The sequence below is a fragment of the Micromonospora sp. NBC_00860 genome, from assembly GCF_045207375.1.
Taxonomy (GTDB): domain Bacteria; phylum Actinomycetota; class Actinomycetes; order Mycobacteriales; family Micromonosporaceae; genus Micromonospora; species Micromonospora vinacea.
The window spans coordinates 5,380,898-5,397,903 of sequence record NZ_CP108825.1; the positions used below are offsets into that span (position 1 = coordinate 5,380,898).

General features: G+C 70.8%; 18 protein-coding genes. 13 read left to right on the forward strand and 5 right to left on the reverse strand.

The window, feature by feature from the left end; all coding sequences use genetic code 11:
* Positions 1–102 precede the first annotated feature (102 nt).
* Positions 103–1,023 carry a sterol desaturase family protein gene (locus OH804_RS24705; RefSeq protein ID WP_307788580.1) on the forward strand — a complete coding sequence of 307 codons (921 nt, stop codon included), beginning with the start codon at positions 103–105 and terminating at the stop codon, positions 1,021–1,023.
* Here OH804_RS24705 and OH804_RS24710 read toward each other — a convergent pair.
* Entirely contained in the window at positions 968–1,465 is a 498-nt protein-coding gene (locus tag OH804_RS24710) for an SRPBCC family protein (RefSeq protein WP_196920918.1), read from the reverse strand. The genes OH804_RS24705 and OH804_RS24710 overlap by 56 nt on opposite strands.
* Positions 1,462–2,097, reverse strand: a complete 636-nt coding sequence (locus OH804_RS24715; protein WP_406059787.1) for a DivIVA domain-containing protein — start codon at positions 2,095–2,097, stop codon at positions 1,462–1,464. The genes OH804_RS24710 and OH804_RS24715 overlap by 4 nt, the downstream gene beginning before the upstream one ends.
* Before the next feature lie 155 nt (positions 2,098–2,252).
* Here OH804_RS24715 and folP point away from each other — a divergent pair, with 155 nt between their 5' ends.
* Positions 2,253–3,122 carry a dihydropteroate synthase gene (gene folP, locus OH804_RS24720; protein WP_406059789.1) on the forward strand — a complete coding sequence of 290 codons (870 nt, stop codon included), beginning with the start codon at positions 2,253–2,255 and terminating at the stop codon, positions 3,120–3,122.
* Between the two features lie 67 nt (positions 3,123–3,189).
* On the opposite strand, the gene OH804_RS24725 is transcribed toward folP, so the two are convergent.
* A complete protein-coding gene (locus OH804_RS24725; protein WP_366339637.1) occupies positions 3,190–3,567 on the reverse strand; it encodes an NADH-quinone oxidoreductase subunit A in 378 nt (125 codons plus the stop codon).
* 129 nt (positions 3,568–3,696) lie between these two features.
* Between OH804_RS24725 and OH804_RS24730 the strand changes: the two genes are divergently transcribed.
* The 3 genes from OH804_RS24730 to OH804_RS24740 all read left to right on the forward strand — a co-directional run bounded on the left by OH804_RS24730 (position 3,697) and on the right by OH804_RS24740 (position 8,330).
* A complete protein-coding gene (locus OH804_RS24730; RefSeq protein ID WP_406059792.1) occupies positions 3,697–5,175 on the forward strand; it encodes a hypothetical protein in 1,479 nt (492 codons plus the stop codon).
* Positions 5,176–5,455: 280 nt separating this feature from the next.
* Positions 5,456–7,303, forward strand: coding sequence for a 2-oxoacid:acceptor oxidoreductase subunit alpha (locus OH804_RS24735; RefSeq protein ID WP_406059794.1), 1,848 nt, complete (start codon positions 5,456–5,458; stop codon positions 7,301–7,303).
* Complete coding sequence (locus OH804_RS24740; RefSeq protein WP_196920912.1) at positions 7,296–8,330, forward strand: 2-oxoacid:ferredoxin oxidoreductase subunit beta; 1,035 nt, start codon at positions 7,296–7,298, stop codon at positions 8,328–8,330. The genes OH804_RS24735 and OH804_RS24740 overlap by 8 nt, the downstream gene beginning before the upstream one ends.
* Positions 8,331–8,397: 67 nt before the next feature.
* Here the strand turns inward: OH804_RS24740 and OH804_RS24745 are convergent, their stop codons facing one another.
* On the reverse strand, positions 8,398–9,042 hold the full coding sequence (locus OH804_RS24745) for an FMN-dependent NADH-azoreductase (RefSeq protein ID WP_406059796.1): 645 nt from the start codon (positions 9,040–9,042) through the stop codon (positions 8,398–8,400).
* Positions 9,043–9,124: 82 nt separating this feature from the next.
* On the opposite strand from OH804_RS24745, the gene OH804_RS24750 reads away from it, so the two are divergent.
* Positions 9,125–9,604 (forward strand): MarR family winged helix-turn-helix transcriptional regulator, encoded by a 480-nt coding sequence (locus OH804_RS24750; protein ID WP_196920910.1) that lies wholly within the window; start codon positions 9,125–9,127, stop codon positions 9,602–9,604.
* An 18-nt stretch (positions 9,605–9,622) separates the two neighbouring features.
* Here the strand turns inward: OH804_RS24750 and OH804_RS24755 are convergent, their stop codons facing one another.
* Complete coding sequence (locus OH804_RS24755; RefSeq protein ID WP_196920909.1) at positions 9,623–10,636, reverse strand: TrkA family potassium uptake protein; 1,014 nt, start codon at positions 10,634–10,636, stop codon at positions 9,623–9,625.
* Positions 10,637–10,802: 166 nt separating this feature from the next.
* Here OH804_RS24755 and OH804_RS24760 point away from each other — a divergent pair, with 166 nt between their 5' ends.
* The 7 genes from OH804_RS24760 to OH804_RS24790 all read left to right on the forward strand — a co-directional run bounded on the left by OH804_RS24760 (position 10,803) and on the right by OH804_RS24790 (position 16,983).
* The gene (locus tag OH804_RS24760; RefSeq protein WP_307788579.1) at positions 10,803–11,315 is read left to right on the forward strand and encodes a SigE family RNA polymerase sigma factor; all 513 of its coding nucleotides are present in this window, start codon (positions 10,803–10,805) and stop codon (positions 11,313–11,315) included.
* 10 nt (positions 11,316–11,325) lie between these two features.
* Positions 11,326–12,444, forward strand: a complete 1,119-nt coding sequence (locus OH804_RS24765; protein WP_406059799.1) for a hypothetical protein — start codon at positions 11,326–11,328, stop codon at positions 12,442–12,444.
* 113 nt (positions 12,445–12,557) lie between these two features.
* Positions 12,558–13,055: a helix-turn-helix domain-containing protein gene (locus OH804_RS24770; protein ID WP_406059801.1), complete on the forward strand. Its 498-nt coding sequence runs from the start codon at positions 12,558–12,560 to the stop codon at positions 13,053–13,055.
* A 137-nt stretch (positions 13,056–13,192) separates the two neighbouring features.
* A complete protein-coding gene (locus OH804_RS24775) occupies positions 13,193–13,792 on the forward strand; it encodes a ClpP family protease (protein ID WP_196920906.1) in 600 nt (199 codons plus the stop codon).
* An 84-nt stretch (positions 13,793–13,876) separates the two neighbouring features.
* The gene (locus tag OH804_RS24780) at positions 13,877–15,193 is read left to right on the forward strand and encodes a M23 family metallopeptidase (RefSeq protein WP_406059803.1); all 1,317 of its coding nucleotides are present in this window, start codon (positions 13,877–13,879) and stop codon (positions 15,191–15,193) included.
* A gap of 102 nt (positions 15,194–15,295) precedes the next feature.
* Positions 15,296–16,216 carry an ABC transporter ATP-binding protein gene (locus OH804_RS24785; protein ID WP_406059805.1) on the forward strand — a complete coding sequence of 307 codons (921 nt, stop codon included), beginning with the start codon at positions 15,296–15,298 and terminating at the stop codon, positions 16,214–16,216.
* Complete coding sequence (locus OH804_RS24790; RefSeq protein WP_196920903.1) at positions 16,213–16,983, forward strand: ABC transporter permease subunit; 771 nt, start codon at positions 16,213–16,215, stop codon at positions 16,981–16,983. Before OH804_RS24785 ends, OH804_RS24790 begins: the two co-directional genes overlap by 4 nt.
* The last annotated feature ends 23 nt before the right edge of the window (positions 16,984–17,006 follow it).

A 17,006-nucleotide genomic window follows, 5' to 3' on the forward strand; every position in this document is an offset into this window, starting at 1 on the left:
TAGGGCATCGGTCCGACGCCCCATTGCCACCGGCCGTCCGGCTGCCTATGGTGCTTGTTACCGACCGGTAGGTCGGGGTCACCCGACGGTGCGCCCCGACCGGTGACGGCGAGCGGAGGCCGCACGGTGAAGGAGTTCCCGGACGTCATCGCCTGGTCGATCCCGGCCTTCGTGCTGCTCATCGTGCTGGAGCGGGTCTCCTACCTGCTGCACCGCGACGACGACGAGGTCGGCTACGGCGGCGCCGACACCGCGACCAGCCTGGCGATGGGGCTGGGCAGCATCTTCGCCGACCTCCTCTGGAAGGTGCCGATCGCCGCCGCGTACGCGCTGCTCTACGCGCTCACCCCGCTGCGGGTCGCCGAGCTCTGGTGGACCTGGCCACTGATCCTGCTCGCGCAGGACTTCTGCTACTACTGGTCGCACCGCAGCCACCACGTGATCCGCATCCTCTGGGCCTCGCACGTGGTGCACCACTCGTCGCAGCGGTTCAACCTCTCCACAGCACTGCGCCAACCGTGGACCGGCCTGACCAGTTGGGTGTTCTACCTCCCGCTGATCCTGGCCGGCGTACACCCGGCAGTGGTCGCGTTCTGCGGCTCGGTCAACCTGCTCTACCAGTTCTGGATCCACACCGAGCGGATCGACAGGATGCCGCGCTGGTACGAGGCGGTGTTCAACACCCCGTCGCACCACCGCGTGCACCACGCGTCGCAGGGCAGCTACCTGGACCGCAACTTCGGCGGCATCCTGATCGTCTGGGACCGGCTCTTCAGGTCGTTCGCGCCGGAACGGGAGCGCTGCGTGTACGGCCTGACCAAGAACGTGGGCAGCTACAACCCGGTGCGGGTGGCCTTCCACGAGTACGCCTCGATCGCCCGGGACCTGCGCGCCGCGGTGACCTGGCGGCACCGCGCCGGGCACCTCTTCCGCGCGCCGGGCTGGCAGCCGGCACCGGGTCAACCGGTCAGGGCAGCCGGCCCTGCTCGACCAGACGGGCGAACCTCTTCAGCGCCTGGGTGAGGCCGAGCTTGGAGCCGGGCCAGAGCACCGGCCACGCCAGTCGACCGGCCCGGCCGCCCGGCAGGTGGAACCACTCGTGCCAGACGACCTGGGTGCGGTCCCGGCCCAGCTGGGTGCAGCGCAGCACACCCGGGCCGCGCAGCAACTGACCGTGGTGCACCACGCCGATCTCGTACGGCTCGTCGACCCGGACCACCCGCATCTCGTCGCGCAGCGTCGCCCGGCCGAGCGCGGTCACCGCCTCGATCCGGCTGCCCTCACGCCCGTCACCCTCGACCACCCGGACGCGGGTGAACGGGATCCAGTCGGACTGACGTTCCCAGGCGAGCAACGCGGCGAAGACCCGCTCCGCCGGGGCGTCGACGATCACCGTGGCGGTCACCTCACCGGCACCGGGTCGGGCCGCCTCCCGAAGATCGTCAGCGCCCTCCGGTTCGGTCACGCCGGCTCCGACCGAACCACCGCGTCGCGCTGCTCGGTGCCGTCGGCGGTCTGCTCACGATCGGCCGACTCGTCGTCGGCGGGCCCGGCGGCCGGCGCCACACCGTCGGAATCCGCCGGAGACGAGGTGGCCGAGGGCAACGGGCCGGGAGTCGTCGAGCCGACCGGGGCCGAGCCCGCCTCGCCGGTCAGCGGCACGTCCCTGCCCGGCTCGACCGCCGTGCCCGGCTCTGCCGCCTCATCCGGGTCGGCCGCGTCCGCTGTCGTCACCTTGCTGGTCGACTGCTCGCGGGCCTGGCGCAGCACGTCCGCGTCGTCGGTGCGTCCCTCACGCAACGCGATGACCTCCGACTCCAGTACGCCGATCAGCTCGGACTTGTAACCGATGTCGTAGGCGGCACGGCGCAACGCCTGATCGACCTGGTCCATCCGGTACCCGCGCAACCCGGTGTCGAAACGGACCGCCGCCACGTCGGATTCGCGTAACGGGCGGGTGCCCGGCAACGCCACGGCCTGCGAATCCGGCTCGGCCGGCGCCAGGCCGGGATCACGGCCGCTGACCAGCACCGTCACGCCGAATACCACCGCCGCGACGGTCAACGCCACGACCAGGAGGAGCAGAAGCTGACCCATGCACTGATCGTGGCATGGCAGCCGTCCCGGAGCGACCCCGCCACCCGCCCCGATCACGATCGGCGCCGACGCCCGCCCGGAATTGCGGACGGGCGACCGACTAGCGTCGGGACCGGCCGACGCGGCGGCGCGGCGCGAACTTCCAGGAGGCGGGCATGGCCGGGGCGCTTCGGCTGGGTGGGCACACGTTCGCCCCGGGCGAGCTGGTGGTGATGGCGATCATCAACCGCACGCCGGACTCGTTCTTCGACCGCGGGGCCACCTACGCCGCCGACAGCGCTCTGCGCGCCGTGGAGCGGGCGGTGGACGAGGGCGCGGCAATCATCGACATCGGCGGCGTCAAGGCCGGCCCCGGTGCGGACGTGGACGTCGCCGAGGAGATCCGACGCACGGTGGACACCATCGCCGCCGTCCGGGCCGCGTTCCCGGAGGTGGTGATCTCCATCGACACCTGGCGTGCCGAGGTGGCGACGGAGGCCGTGGCGGCCGGTGCCGACCTGCTCAACGACACCTGGTCGGGCGCCGACCCGGCGTTGATCCAGGTGGCCGCGCAGACCGGCGCCGGCCTGGTCTGTTCGCACGCCGGCGGCCTGACGCCGCGGACCAGGCCACACCGGGCCGCCTTCACCGACGTGGTCGCCGACGTGGTGGCGACGGTGACCGGGCTCGCCGAGCGCGCGGTGGCGGCCGGGGTACGCCCCGACGGCATCCTCATCGACCCGGCTCACGACTTCGGCAAGAACACCCGGCACTCGCTGGAGATCACCCGCCGGTTGGACGAGCTGACCGCGACCGGCTGGCCGGTGCTGGTGGCGCTCTCCAACAAGGACTTCATCGGTGAGACGTTGGGCCTGCCGGTGGCCGAGCGGCTAGAGGGGACGCTCGCCGCGACGGCGGTCTCGGCCTGGTTGGGCGCCCGGGTCTTCCGGGCCCACCAGGTCGGCCCGACCCGACGGGTGCTGGACCTGGTGGCCTCGATCCGCGGCGACCGCCCGCCCACGGCGACCCGAAGGGGACTGGCCTGACCGGTCGTCGCCGTAACCGGCCGCGAACGGCCGGACCGACCGACACGATCGCCGGAGGCCGTGGCGCTCAGGTCCAGCGGAGGATGTTCCTACGCCAGGCGTAGAGGATGCCGAGCGCGAGCACGGCCACGAACACCGCCATCTCCACCACCGTCACCAGACCGAAGCCCGGCCGGTCGAAGACCACCGCCCAGGGGAAGAGGAACACCGCCTCGACCGCGAACAGGACGTAGAGGTAGGCGTACACGTAGTAGCGGATCTGCATCTGCGCCCAGTCGGCACCGACCGGGTCGAGCCCGCACTCGTAGCTGGCCCGCTTGCCCGGCGGGTCGGCCGGACGCGCCGGGCGTAACACCCGGTTGGCCGAGAACGCCGTAACGAAGAAGACAACGCTGGCGAGCAGCAGGAGCCCGAGCGTCGCGTACGAGCCCAGGTATCCGGTCACAGTCGGCAGCCTACCGCTCGCCCAGACCGGCCGTCCCCAACACGTTACGGATTTGTTTCCGGATGGGACTAGTGCACTGGGGCAACTGTTACCGAATATTGGACACCCACCCATGTCACCGGAGGACAGATGGCCCGCGTGAAGGCACCGCCCGGTAGCCGGGCGGAGGGGCGGCGTTCCGCGCCCCTGCTGGCGGTCGCGCTCGCGCTCGGCCTGCTCACGGCGCTCGCCGTCGGGCCGGCCTGGGCCAGCGCGGCCGTGCCGGACGCGGACCCAATCGTGACCTCCGGCGAACCGGTCAACGAGCCGGGCGGAGAAGAGCCCCCGACCACGCCGGCGGAGGAGCCCACGCCGACCGAGGACCCGGGCGGTGAACCGGGCCCGACCGAGCCGGCGCCGGAGACCAGCGCGCCACCGCCGGAGACGACCCCACCCGCGCCGGTGACCACCGCCCCGGAGGTCCCACCGGCGCCGACCACCGTCGCGCCCGCGCCGGGCGGCACCACCCGACCGCCCAGCCCGGCTCCCCCGGTGCCATCGACCGCACCTCCGCTCCTGCCGACACCCCCGACTCCGCCGGTCCGCCCGCCCGCGCCGGGTTCGCCGGCGGCGCCGCAGAGCCCGCTGGGCGTGCAGGTCACCACCGGCGACGTCACCCTCACCGAGGCGTACTGGAACACCGCGAGCACCACTGCCACCCTCCTGGTCACTGTGCACAACACCGGTACCACAGCGGAACAGATCCGACTCTCGTACACGCTGCCCGCCGGGCTGGCCGACGCCGGCACGAAGGGCTGCGCCGCCGCCGGTGGTGGGGCGTACCGCTGTGGGGCGTGGACCGCCGGGGCGGGCGCCCGGTTCAGCACCGTGCTGCGCCTGCGGGTGGCCGGCACGGCGTGGAAGCAGATGCCGCTCAGCGGCTCCGTCCAGGTCGTCGCGAACGCGTCGGGAGTGCCCGGAGAAGTGACCGACGACCAGGGCTTCGCGGTGCTCTTCCCGCCCGGCCCGCCGGTGCCCGGGATCGCGCTCGCCGCCGACGAGGTGGCCTTCGACATCAGCGGTGGCCCCAGCACCCTCACGCTCCGGCTGGGCAACACCGGCGCGGTGGACGCCGCCGGCCGGGTCGAGGTCGTCCTGCCGGCCGGGGTGACAGTGCCGACCCCGCCGCTCGGCTGCGTGGCGGTCGACCCGACGCGTACCCGCTGCGACGCCGGCCTGGTGGTGGCCGGAACGACAGCCGAGGTGCAACTGCCGGTGGAGGCGACGCCACAGGCCCAGCGGGAGGCGCCGTTGTCCGGCGCCGTGATCGGCCAACTCGATCCCCGCAGCGGCCCGACCCGTCGGGTGCAGATGAGCTTCCGGATCACCGCGGCCGCCGCCCTGGCCACGCCGGTGGTCTCCCCGCCCGCGCCGACCGGCTCGCAGGGCGTACTCCCGGCCGGCGCCACGACCCGGGACGGCGGGTTGACCTCGGTGCAGCGCACCGCGGTCATCCTGATCGCGGTGTCCGCGCTGCTGGTGGTGCTGGCTCTCACGCTGGCCATGACCTCGCTGCGCCGCCGGTTCGGCGGCCCGCCGCCCGAGCCCGCGCCCCAGCCCGCCGACTGATCGACTGACGACCCCGGCGACAGGTGGCCGGGGTCGTCGGCGCGGTCGGGTGGTGATCTGAATTACGGCGGGCGGTGCGTAACCCCGCAAAGGTGGGCATTTCGCGACCCGATCCGGTCCCAGTCGGCGGACCTCCGGGGATGGTTAGGGCTCCCTTAGACGTAGGCTCTGAGGTGAGGAACGACAGCGGCCGGACCAGCCTGGGGCGGTGCGGTGAAGCGTTGCGTCAAGGAGGTTCCGTGGCCGGGCAAGCCCCGCAGTCGCGAACGAAGGTGGCACAGTGACCAAGCAGATCCGTCAACTCGACCGGGTGGTCATCCGGTTCGCCGGTGACTCTGGCGACGGCATGCAGCTGACCGGCGACCGGTTCACCTCGGAGACGGCGCAGCTCGGCAACGACATCTCCACGCTGCCAAACTTCCCCGCCGAGATCCGCGCTCCCGCCGGCACCCTGCCCGGCGTGTCGAGCTTCCAGGTGCACTTCGCCGACTACGACATCCTCACGCCGGGCGACGCGCCCAACGTGCTGGTGGCGATGAACCCGGCGGCCCTCAAGGCCAACCTGGCCGATCTGCCGCGCGGCGCGGACATCATCGTCAACACCGACGAGTTCACCAAGCGCAATCTCGCGAAGGTCGGCTACCAGAGCAGCCCACTCGACGACGACTCGCTGGCCGGCTACGTCGTGCACCCGGTGGCGCTGACCTCGATGACCGTCGGCGCGCTCACCGCCCACCAGGTGTCCAAGAAGGATGCCGAGCGCTCGAAGAACATGTTCGCGCTCGGCCTGCTCTCCTGGATGTACTCCCGGCCCTACGAGTCGACGCTGCGCTTCCTGGAGCGCAAGTTCGCCGCCCGCCCGGAGTTGGTCGCCGCGAACGTCGCCGCCTTCAAGGCCGGCTGGAACTTCGGCGAGACCACCGAGGACTTCGCGGTCCGCTACGAGGTCAAGCCGGCCAAGATGAAGCCGGGCACGTACCGCAACATCACCGGCAACGCGGCGCTCTCGCTGGGGCTTGTCGCCGCCGGGGTGCGCTCCGGGCTGCCGGTCTTCCTCGGGGCGTACCCGATCACGCCCGCGTCGGACATCCTGCACGAGCTGAGCAAGCACAAGCGCTTCGGTGTTCTCACTGTGCAGGCCGAGGACGAGATCGCCGCCGTCGGCGCCGCGCTGGGCGCCTCCTACGGCGGGTCGCTCGGTGTGACCACCACCAGCGGCCCCGGCGTGGCGCTCAAGAGCGAGACGATCTCGCTCGCGGTGGCGCTGGAGCTGCCGCTGGTCATCGTTGACGTGCAGCGCGCCGGCCCGTCGACCGGCATGCCGACCAAGACCGAGCAGGCCGACCTCAACATGGCGCTCTACGGTCGGCACGGCGAGGCGCCGGTCGCGGTGATCGCGCCCCGGTCACCGTCGGACTGCTTCTTCGCGGCACTGGAGGCGGCCCGGATCGCGCTGACCTACCGCACCCCGGTGATCCTGCTGTCCGACAACTACGTCGCCAACGGTTCCGAGCCGTGGCTGCTGCCCGACGTGGAGTCGCTGCCCGACCTGCGGGTCGAGTTCGCCACCAAGCCCAACGGCGAGGACGGCACCACCTTCCTGCCGTACCTGCGTGACCCGGAGACCCTGGCCCGGCCGTGGGCGATCCCCGGCACGGCGGGTCTGGAGCACCGGATCGGCGGTCTGGAGAAGGCCGACAAGACCGGCGACATCTCCTACGACCCGGCCAACCACGACTTCATGGTGCGCACCCGGGCCGCCCGGATCGAGACCATCCCGGTGCCGGACATCGAGGTGGAGGACCCGGACGGCGACGCCCGGGTGCTGGTCCTCGGCTGGGGCTCGACGTACGGGCCGATCGGCGCGGCGTGCCGCGGGGTACGCCAGCGCGGCCTCTCCATCGCCCAGGCGCACCTGCGGCACCTGGCACCGATGCCGGCCAACCTCGGTGAGGTGCTGCGCTCGTACGACAAGGTGGTCATCCCGGAGATGAACCTGGGCCAGCTCGCCCACGTCATCCGGGCCCGCTACCTGGTCGACGCGATCAGCTACAACCAGGTCCGCGGCCTTCCGTTCACGGCCGCCGAGCTGGAGACGACGCTGGAAGAGGTGCTGAAGAATGTCTGAGCCCGTCGCCGTCAAGCTCACCGCGAAGGACTTCAAGTCCGACCAGGAGGTGCGCTGGTGCCCCGGCTGCGGTGACTACGCGATCCTGGCAGCCATCCAGCAGTTCATGCCGGAGCTGAACATCCCCCGGGAGCGCACCGTCTTCGTCTCCGGGATCGGCTGCTCGTCCCGCTTCCCGTACTACATGAACACGTACGGGATGCACTCGATCCACGGTCGGGCCCCGGCGATCGCGACGGGCCTGTCGGTGTCCCGGCCGGACCTGTCGGTCTGGGTGGTCACCGGCGACGGCGACGCGCTCTCCATCGGTGGCAACCACCTGATCCACGCCCTACGGCGCAACGTCAACCTCAAGATCCTGCTGTTCAACAACCGGATCTACGGTCTGACCAAGGGTCAGTATTCTCCGACGTCCGAGGTCGGCAAGATCACCAAGTCGACCCCGGCCGGTTCGGCGGACGCCCCGTTCAACCCGCTGTCGCTCGCCCTCGGCGCGGAGGCCAGCTTCGTCGGCCGGACCATCGACTCCGACCGCAAGCACCTCCAGTCGGTGCTGCGGGCCGCCGCGGAACACGAGGGCTCGGCCTTCGTGGAGATCTACCAGAACTGCAACATCTTCAACGACGGGGCGTTCGAGCAGCTCAAGGACCCGTCCACCCGCGACGATTACCTGATCCGCCTGGAGCACGGGCAGCCGATCACCTTCGGCGCCGACGGGCGGTTCTGCGTGGTGCACCCGCCGGGCGGCTTCGGCCTGGAGGTCCGGGACACCAACTCGGTCCGCCCGGAGGAGATCGTCGTGCACGACGCGACGGTCACCGACCCGGCGTACGCCTTCGCGCTGTCCCGGCTGCCCGGCCTGGACCTGCGCAACACCCCGATCGGGGTGTTCCGCTCGGTGGACCGCCCGTCCTACGACAGCGTGGTGCAGGCTCAGCTCGCGGCCGCCAAGGCGACTGTCACCGAGACCCCCGAGCAGCAGCTCGCCGGGCTGCTGGGCAGCGGCGACACCTGGACCATCCTCTGACCCGTCCGCACCGACGAGAGCGGCCGTCCCCGATCGGGGCGGCCGCTCTCGTCGTGTCGGCGCTGCCTCAGCGCTGGGCGCTGACCGGCGTCCAGAGGTTGTCGATCTCCTTTTCGGCCGCCGCGAGGCTCGCCTCGTGCAGCGGGATCAGCTCGGCCATCGCCGGCACCGATGGGGCCAGGGTCAGCTCGGCGCTGATGAACCGGGGCTGCATGCCGGTCATCGACAGACCGTGCGGGAGCCACGGCTCGGCGTGGTCCCAGCCGTAGCGAGGGGTGCCCTCGCCGTAGCCGCCACCCCGGGTGGCCAGCACCACGAACTCGCGTCCGCCAAGCAGGCCCTCCTGCGTCGTCGGGTCGTACGCCAGCCCGGGAACGATCAGGTGGTCGACCCAGGACTTGACGCTGCTGGGCGCACCGAAGTTGTAGAGCGGCAGGCCGAGCAGCACCACGTCGGCCTGCTTCACCTCGTCGACCAGCTGCTCGCTGAGCTCCCAGGAGTCGCGCTGGGCGGGAGTGTGCTGGTCCGGGGGCGTCATCCGCGCCAGCCCACCGTCCGCGTCCAGGTGCGGCAGGGGTTCGGCACCCAGGTCCCGGTAGGCCACGGTGCCGTCCGGGTGGGCCGCACGCCATGCGTCGACCGCGCGGGCGGTGAGCCGCCGGCTGACCGACCAGTCACCGCGGATGCTCGAGTCAATATGCAGAAGATGCATCATTCCTCCTTCAGGGATCGTTCGTGAGGCACCAACTATTTATAGCAGGCCGATGTTCCGCTGAGTCGGTAGACTGGGTCACATGTCCGCGCAACCGCTCGACTCCTCAGAGCACCGCTCGGGCGCACTCCTGGACCATCTGGCCCGGCGGATGCGACTGCGGTCGGAGTCGGTGCTGGCGCCGCTGGGGCTACGCCCCCGGCATCTGGTCGCGCTCACAGTGCTTCGCGCCGGCGGCGGCACCGGTCAACAGGCGCTCGCCACCATCCTGGAAATGGACAGCACCAACATCGTGGGGCTGCTCAACGACCTCGAGGCGAAGCAGCTGATCGAGCGTCGGCGCTCCCCCGAGGATCGCCGCCGACACGTGGTCGAACTCACCGAAGATGGGGCAAAACGCCTCAGCGAGGCCGAATGCGCCCTGGCCGGCGCCGAGGACGAGGTGCTGGGCGCACTGGATCCCGCCGAGCGGGAGACGCTCTACAAGCTGCTCAGCCGGGCCTCCACCGGCACGGCGGTCAACTGCACCGAGGCGATCTGCGTCGCCGACGACACCTGCTGACGGCAGCGGCGGGACGACTCAGGCGGTCGTGGCCGACTGGGGGCGATCGTCGCGTACGTGCACCAGCATGTCGCCGGTCTCGATCACCGCGCCGGCCCGGTCGGCCAGGGTGACCACCTTGCCCCGCCGCACCAGCGCGATCACCAACGACTCCAGCTCGCGCGGCGAGCGTCCCACCTCGTCCCGCTCCGCGGAACGCATCGCCAGCGCCATGCCCTGGCCGGGAGTGAGCAGATCCTCCACCACGTCGATCAACGGCGGCGCCGAGGTGGACAGGCCGAGCAGCCGGCCCGCAGTGGCCGAGGAGACGATCACGTGGTGCGCACCACTCTGCTTGAGCAGCGGGGCGTTCTCCGCCTCCCGCGCCGCCGCGATGATGCGGACCTGCCCGGCGGTGAGCTGCCGGACCGTCAGCGCGACCAGCACCGACGCGTCGTCACTGTCGGTCGCGATGATCACGGACTTCGCGCTCTTGACGTGCGCCTCGTTCAGCACCGACGAACGGGTCGCCGAGCCCTCGATCGCCACCAGCCCGGCGGAGGTGGCCTGCCGCAGGGCGGCGGCGCTGCGCTCCACCACCACGATCCGCGAACGGTCCAGACCGTTCTCCATCAGGGCGGAGACGGCGCTACGCCCCTTGGTGCCGTAGCCGCAGATGATGACGTGGTCCTTCACGGCTCTCCTCCACCGCGACAGGCGACGGCCGGTCCGGTACTGCTCGGTCAGAACTTCCAGTGTGGTACCGACCAGGATGATAAGGAAGATCACTCGGGCCGGGGTGATGAAGAGGACGTTGACCAGCCGGGCCGACGGCGCGGCCGGGGTGATGTCCCCGTAGCCGGTGGTCGAGAGCGACACGACCGCGTAGTAGAAGCAGTCGAGGAGGGTGAGACCGTCCTCATTGACATCGCGGTAGCCGTCCCGGCCGAGGTAGACCGCGGCGACCACGGCGAAGACCAGGCCCAGGGCGGCGGCGAGCCGAAGGCTCAGCGCGCTCAGTGGGCCCCGGCGCTGCGCGGGAAAATGGATCACCGTCGAACCTGCTCCCCCGCCGTCGCCTGCACGCCCACAACATAGCGGGTGCACCGCCGTCCGCACGTCCGGGTCGCGGCGGACAACCGGCGGCGCCCCCGTACCCGACTACCGGACGACAACGACGAACCGGTGCAGGCCGGCAGACGGAGGGGGCGCGACCCTCGTGACGACGAGCGGCAGACGACGAGCCGAGGCCGACGACGAATACACCGAGTACGTCCGTTCCCGGATGGTGCAGTGGCGGCGCACCGCCTACCTGATGTGCGGGGACTGGGACCGGGGCGACGACATCCTGCAACGGGTGCTCACCGAGCTGTACCGCTCGTGGGCCCGGGCTCGGCAGGCCGATCACCTGGACGCGCTCGTCCGCACCATGTTGGTCCGGCGACTGATCGACGAACGGCGATTGCGGTGGGCGCGGGTACGCCTCGGCTCCGCGCTGCCCGACGTGTCCCGGGCCTTTCCCGACCCGACCGACCGGATCACTCTGGTGAGCGCGCTGCGGCAGGTGCCGCCGCGGCAACGTGCGGTGCTGGTGCTGCGGTACTTCCAGGACCTCAGCGTCGAGGAGACCGCCCGGGCCATGGGCTGTTCGACGGGGACTGTGAAGAGCCAGACCGCCAAGGGCCTGGCCACCCTCCGCACCCTGCTCATCCCCACCCTGACCGGCAACTGAGAGGAGCGACATGCTTGACGAACGCCAGATTGGCGACCTGATGCTGACCGAGATCGAATCGGCCGAGCGACCCTCCGCCGTGCTGGACGTGGAGCGTGCGATGAGCACCGCACGGCGGCAACGCCGACTCGCCCAGGGAGCCGGCGCCGCGCTGCTGGCGGTGGCGCTGACCGTCGGCGGGCTCACCGTCCCCGACCTGCTGACCCCGGACCGGCCGCCGGCCCCCACCCCGCTCGGCGCGGCGCCCGTCGATGGCCAGACCGGCCTGCCGGTCGCGCTCACCACCGTCGACCCACAGCGGGTGTACGTCCGGTTCGGCTGGCTGCCGGACGGGATGCGGGATCTCCAGTACCAGGCCGGGCTGCTCCTCTCCGGCCAGGGTGTGCACCTCGGCGCGTCCAACGGCCGCACCGACGACCAGCGGCAGTTCGTGACCGTCTCGCTCCTCCCCAAGGGCGTGGAGCCGTCGGCGCCGCAGCGGGACAGCGGTGAGCCCGCCGTGGCCGGCGACTCCGAGCGAGGTCCCCGACTGAACGGCGGGGACAGCGTCTTCGCCAGCTACTCGGGCGCCGAGAAACCGGAGGCGATTCTGTGCTGGCAGTACGCCCCGGACGGCTGGGCGCAGGTGCGGGTGTTCGGGACCGGATCGGACGTGCGGAAGACGGCGACGCAGGTAGCGCAGTCTCTGCGTTTCGGCACCGACACCATTCCGATGCCGGCGACGGTGGCGGGCGTACCGGCCGGGCTGCGGTTGATCACCGTCAACGTGCACGAGTCACTCGACGAGCCCAACTACTGGGACGCCGGGTGGACCTGGACTCAGGAGCCGGCCACCGCCGACCCCGGCCGGCAGCGGGCACGGACGCTGGCCGTCGTCGTCGCCCGCTACCGCAACGTCACCGACCCGACCGACAGGGCGTTCGTCGACCCGAACACCACACTGGACGGGCACCCGGCGCGGTTCACCGAGGGAGATGGCAACGAGTCGTTGACCGTCTACGACGTGAACGGGGCGAACGTGTCGATCGACGACAGCGCCCTGCTCCCCACCGGTGGCACTCGGGCCCTGTTCCCGATGGTCACGCTGGTGGCCGAGCCGGCCGCCTGGCACACCCACCTGCACCGGTGAGAGCCCCGGGCCCGCGCCGTCGGAGCGGCGCGGGCCCGGACGGGTCGGCCCGAACGGCTGCGGACGGGCATGATGAGGGTGTTCCCGACGACGACCGCGAAAGTGAGGCCGGCATGTCGTTGCTGCGACGAGTCATCGGCGGAGTGCTCCGCCGCCACCGCCAGCGTCAGGGCCGCACGCTGCGCGAGGTGGCCGCGTCGGCAGACGTCTCCGTGCCCTACCTCTCGGAGGTCGAGCGGGGCCGCAAGGAGGCCTCGTCGGAGGTGCTGGCGGCGATCTGCCGGGCCCTCGGCATCAGCCTCGCCGACCTGCTCGGCGAGGCCCGCGACGACATGCGCAGGGTCGAGCCCCGCGTCCCGGCCGCGCCGCGCGCCGCGCTCACCCACCTGGAGCGGGTCGATGCGACTCGGCGGGAGATCGGCAACGCCACACTGCTGGTGGGTCCACGTGTCAGCGGGTTCTTCCTGCATCGCGGGCCGGTGGCGAGCGAGCCGACCCTCAGCGTCGACGGAAAAGCCTCCGCTGGTGGCTCGTGCCCCGGTCCGCGTACCGCCGCCCTGGCTGACAGCGCGCAGACCCGGCTCGGCCTGCGGCGGCTGACCGCCGCGTAGGCCGCGCGGGTTCTGCCGTCGGCGGATCTGCCGGCGGCAGAATCACTGGGCCAGCCACCGCCGTCGCCCGCACGCTGAAGGGGCCGGTCCACCGGGCGGTCCCCGCCGCCCGCCGGCACGGTGGAAGGCGGCGGCACATGATGAGGTACGGCGCACTGATGCTGGAGAGCGCGCAGCCAACCTTCGGTGACCATGTGTTCGAGCGGCTGCTGCGGGAGCGGATCGTCTTCCTCGGCACCGAGGTGACGGAGGAGTCGGCCAACCAGATCTGCGCGCAGATCCTGCTGCTCGCCGCCGAGGACGCCGACCGGGACATCTACCTCTACATCAACTCGCCGGGCGGTTCGGTGAGCGCGGGGATGGCGGTCTACGACACGATGCGCTACGTCCGCAACGACGTGGCGACGCTGGCGCTCGGCTTCGCCGGCTCGATGGGGCAGTTCCTGCTCTGCGCGGGCGCGGCCGGCAAGCGGTACGCGTTGCCGCACTCGCGGGTCATGATGCACCAGCCGTCCGGCGGAATGGGCGGAACGGCCTCGGACATCACCATCCAGGCGGAGAACATGCTGCACGTGAAGCGGACGATGCAGGAGCTGATCGCCCAGCACAGTGGACGGACGCTCGACGAGATCCAGCGGGACTGGGACCGGGACCGTTGGTTCACCGCCGAGCAGGCCCGAGAATATGGCCTCATCGACCAGGTGATCACCCGAGCCGAACAGCTGCCAACGCTCTGATCAACGTCTGGTGGCAGCGGTATCGCCGGACGTCCCCACCCATTAGCCTCCGTAGATATCTTGGCGGGCGTAGAAGGAGTGGGAATGACGGACGGTTACGAGCGCAGCTGCTGCGGCGACGACACGCCCACCTCCACGGTGAGTCGCCGCACCATGTTGCGCGCGGCGGTGCTGGGTACGGGCGCCATCAGCACCGGCGGCCTGCTGGTCCCCCAGGCCGCACAGGCCGCCCCGGCGATCTACAACCCGTTCAGCGCCTACCCGATCACCGACACCTGGGAGGGTCACCTCCGTCGCGGGTCACTCGGTGGCATCGACTTCGGGATGGGGGTGGGTACGGCGCTGCCAGCCTGCGGCGCCGGCACCATCCAGAACATCCCGAACAACGGCTCGGGCGGGCACACCGTCACGATCCAGCACGCCGACGGGTACCGCAGCCAGTACCTGCACCTGTCCCAGTTCCTGCTGGCCAACGGCACCAGCGTGGGTGCGGGCACGATCGTGGGCCGCTCCGGCGGCGCGGCCGGCGCACCCGGCTCGGGCAGCTCGACGGGCCCGCACCTGCACTGGCACATGATCGACCCGGCCGGCACCCGGATCAGCCCGCTGGTCTTCATCCAGCAGAACCCGGCCGACCAGCCCCGTCAGGTGTTCGAGGCGGCCAGCAACGCCGGCTGGCGCGCCCTGCCGGTCTCCGGCAGCGCGGGTGCGGTGACCGGCACGGCGACGGCCGCGATCACAGTGGGATCCACGAAGATCCTCTACACCCTCAACGGCGGCCGGATCCACGAGGCCGCCAGCAACGCCGGCTGGACCAACCTGTGGACCGGCATCCACGGCGCACAGGGCACCGCCCTGGCCGCGATCAACCTCGACGGCGTGAAGCTGGTCTACAACGTCGTCGACGGGTACGTGCACGAGGCCGCCAGCAACAACAGTTGGCGCAACCTCAACACCGGTATCGGCGGGGCAAGCTCGTCCTCGATCTCGGTGATCGCGCTGAACGGCGTCAAGTACATCTACAGCATCGTCGGCGGTTACGTACACGAGGCGCACAGCGCCAATGCCTGGCGGAACCTGAACACGGGCATCCCGGCGTCGGCGGTAGCGGCGATCACAGTGGGCAGCACGAAGATCCTCTACACAGTGAACGGCGGCCGGATCTACGAGGCCGCCAGCAACGCCGGCTGGGCCAACCTGTGGACCGGCGTCTACGGCGCGCAGGGCACCTCGCTGGCCGCGCTCACCGTCAACGGGGTGAAGCACATCTACAACGTCGTCGACGGCTGGGTGCACGAGGCCGCCAGCAACAACAGTTGGCGCAACCTCAACAGCGGGGTCCGCGGGACCCGGGCAGCTGCTCTGGGGCTGGACGGGGTCAAACTCCTCTACGCTGTGTGAGTCGCCCTCCGCGCCGAGAGGGAGCTCGCAGCCGCACAGCCATGGGCATCGTCAAACCGTGGTCTGACGCGGCGGACAGGGCTCCGTCGTCAGGCTAGGGGCATGATCGAGGCGACTGAGCTGACCAAGCACTACGGTGCCAAAACTGCCGTCGACGGGCTCACGTTCACGGTGACGCCAGGGCGGGTCACCGGCTTTCTCGGGCCCAACGGGGCCGGGAAGTCCACCACCATGCGGCTCATGCTGCAACTGGACCGGCCCACGTCGGGGCACATCAGAATCAACGGCAAGGAGTACGGCGAACTGACCGAGCCCCTACGGCAGGTCGGTGCGCTGCTGGAGAGCCGCGCGGCGCACCCTGGGAGATCCGCGTACCACCATCTGCTCAGCCTGGCGGCCAGCAACCGCATCTCGCGGCAGCGAGTGCGTCAGGTGATCGAGATGGTCGGGCTGGAGAGCGTCGCCAGCAAGCGGGTTCGGGGGTTCTCGCTGGGCATGACACAGCGGCTCGGGCTGGCCGCCGCGCTGCTCGGCGATCCCCCAGTGCTGTTGCTGGACGAGCCGATCAACGGGCTCGACCCGGAGGGGGTCCGGTGGATCCGGCAGCTGTTGACGGGGCTGGCAGCCGAGGGGCGCACGGTGCTGCTGTCCAGCCATCTGATGACCGAGATGGCGGCCACCGCCGATCACCTGATCATCATCGGCCGGGGGCGGATGCTCGCCGACATCCCGACAAGTGACTTCGTGGCCCAGCATGCGGGTTCGTACATCCGGCTGCGCTCACCCGAGGCTGCGCGCCTACACAGCGCCCTGACCGCCCGGGGGATCCAGGTAACCGAGGCGGGGAACGGCACACTGCACGCGCTGGGCGCCGAGCTGGAGCAGATCGGCGCGGTCGGCCGGGACGAAGGCGTGATAATCACCGAGCTCACGCCCTGTACTGCCTCGCTGGAGGACGCGTTCATCAAGTTGACAGCCGATGCCGTCGAGTATCGCGGCGGGATCACGGAGGCAAGCCGGTGAGCAGCAACACGGTACCCGCAGTCCTGCACTCGGAATGGATCAAGGCACGGTCAACGGTGGGCAGTCTGGTGACGCTGCCACTGGCGCTGGTCATCAGTCTCGGTCTGGCACTGGCAGGCGGCTTGTCCACCCGAAACGCCATCGACAGCGGTAGCAACATGCTGGCGTCGGACTTCAACCCCATCAACTCGGGGTTCAACGCCCTTTTTTACGGCAATCTGGCCTTCGTCGTGTTCGCGGTGCTCGTGTTCAGTTCCGAGTACACGAGCGGGATGATCCGCGCCTCGCTGGCGGCGGTGCCCACCCGGGGCCTGTTCTACCTGGCCAAGCTGTTGGTCGTGGCGGCAGTCGCGCTGATCGTCGGCGGGACAGCCGTGATCGCGTCGTTTCTGATCACCGAGAGCGCGTTGGGACCACATGGGGCGAGCCTGTCCGACCCCGGGGCCACGCGGGCCGTACTCGGCGGAGTCGCGTACGTCGTACTGATCAACGTCTTCTCCGCCGCAGTCGCGGCATTGCTACGCAGCACCGCACTGACACTGGGCATCCTCATGCCGCTGTTCTTCGTGGTGGGGCCGGCGCTCGGCACGATCTCCGGCACCAAGCCGGTAGCGCAATTCCTACCGGACCAGGCCGGCATGCGCGCGATGCAGGTGACGGCCGACTCGGGCGAACTGACCGCCGGGCAGGGGATCCTCGTGCTTCTACTCTGGACGCTCACGGCCGCAGCAATGGGGTACTGGTTGATCCGTCGCCGTGATGCATGACAGATGCCCCCTCCGCACTGACG

Excerpts from the sequence above, each read along its gene's own strand:
- OH804_RS24715 (WP_406059787.1), bottom strand. The coding sequence starts at position 2,097 with ATGGGTCAGCTTCTGCTCCTCCTGGTCGTGGCGTTGACCGTCGCGGCG.
- folP (WP_406059789.1), top strand. The coding sequence starts at position 2,253 with ATGGCCGGGGCGCTTCGGCTGGGTGGGCACACGTTCGCCCCGGGCGAG.
- OH804_RS24730 (WP_406059792.1), top strand. The coding sequence starts at position 3,697 with ATGGCCCGCGTGAAGGCACCGCCCGGTAGCCGGGCGGAGGGGCGGCGT.
- OH804_RS24740 (WP_196920912.1), top strand. The coding sequence starts at position 7,296 with ATGTCTGAGCCCGTCGCCGTCAAGCTCACCGCGAAGGACTTCAAGTCC.
- OH804_RS24745 (WP_406059796.1), bottom strand. The coding sequence starts at position 9,042 with ATGCATCTTCTGCATATTGACTCGAGCATCCGCGGTGACTGGTCGGTC.
- OH804_RS24750 (WP_196920910.1), top strand. The coding sequence starts at position 9,125 with ATGTCCGCGCAACCGCTCGACTCCTCAGAGCACCGCTCGGGCGCACTC.
- OH804_RS24765 (WP_406059799.1), top strand. The coding sequence starts at position 11,326 with ATGCTTGACGAACGCCAGATTGGCGACCTGATGCTGACCGAGATCGAA.
- OH804_RS24770 (WP_406059801.1), top strand. The coding sequence starts at position 12,558 with ATGTCGTTGCTGCGACGAGTCATCGGCGGAGTGCTCCGCCGCCACCGC.
- OH804_RS24775 (WP_196920906.1), top strand. The coding sequence starts at position 13,193 with ATGATGAGGTACGGCGCACTGATGCTGGAGAGCGCGCAGCCAACCTTC.
- OH804_RS24780 (WP_406059803.1), top strand. The coding sequence starts at position 13,877 with ATGACGGACGGTTACGAGCGCAGCTGCTGCGGCGACGACACGCCCACC.
- OH804_RS24785 (WP_406059805.1), top strand. The coding sequence starts at position 15,296 with ATGATCGAGGCGACTGAGCTGACCAAGCACTACGGTGCCAAAACTGCC.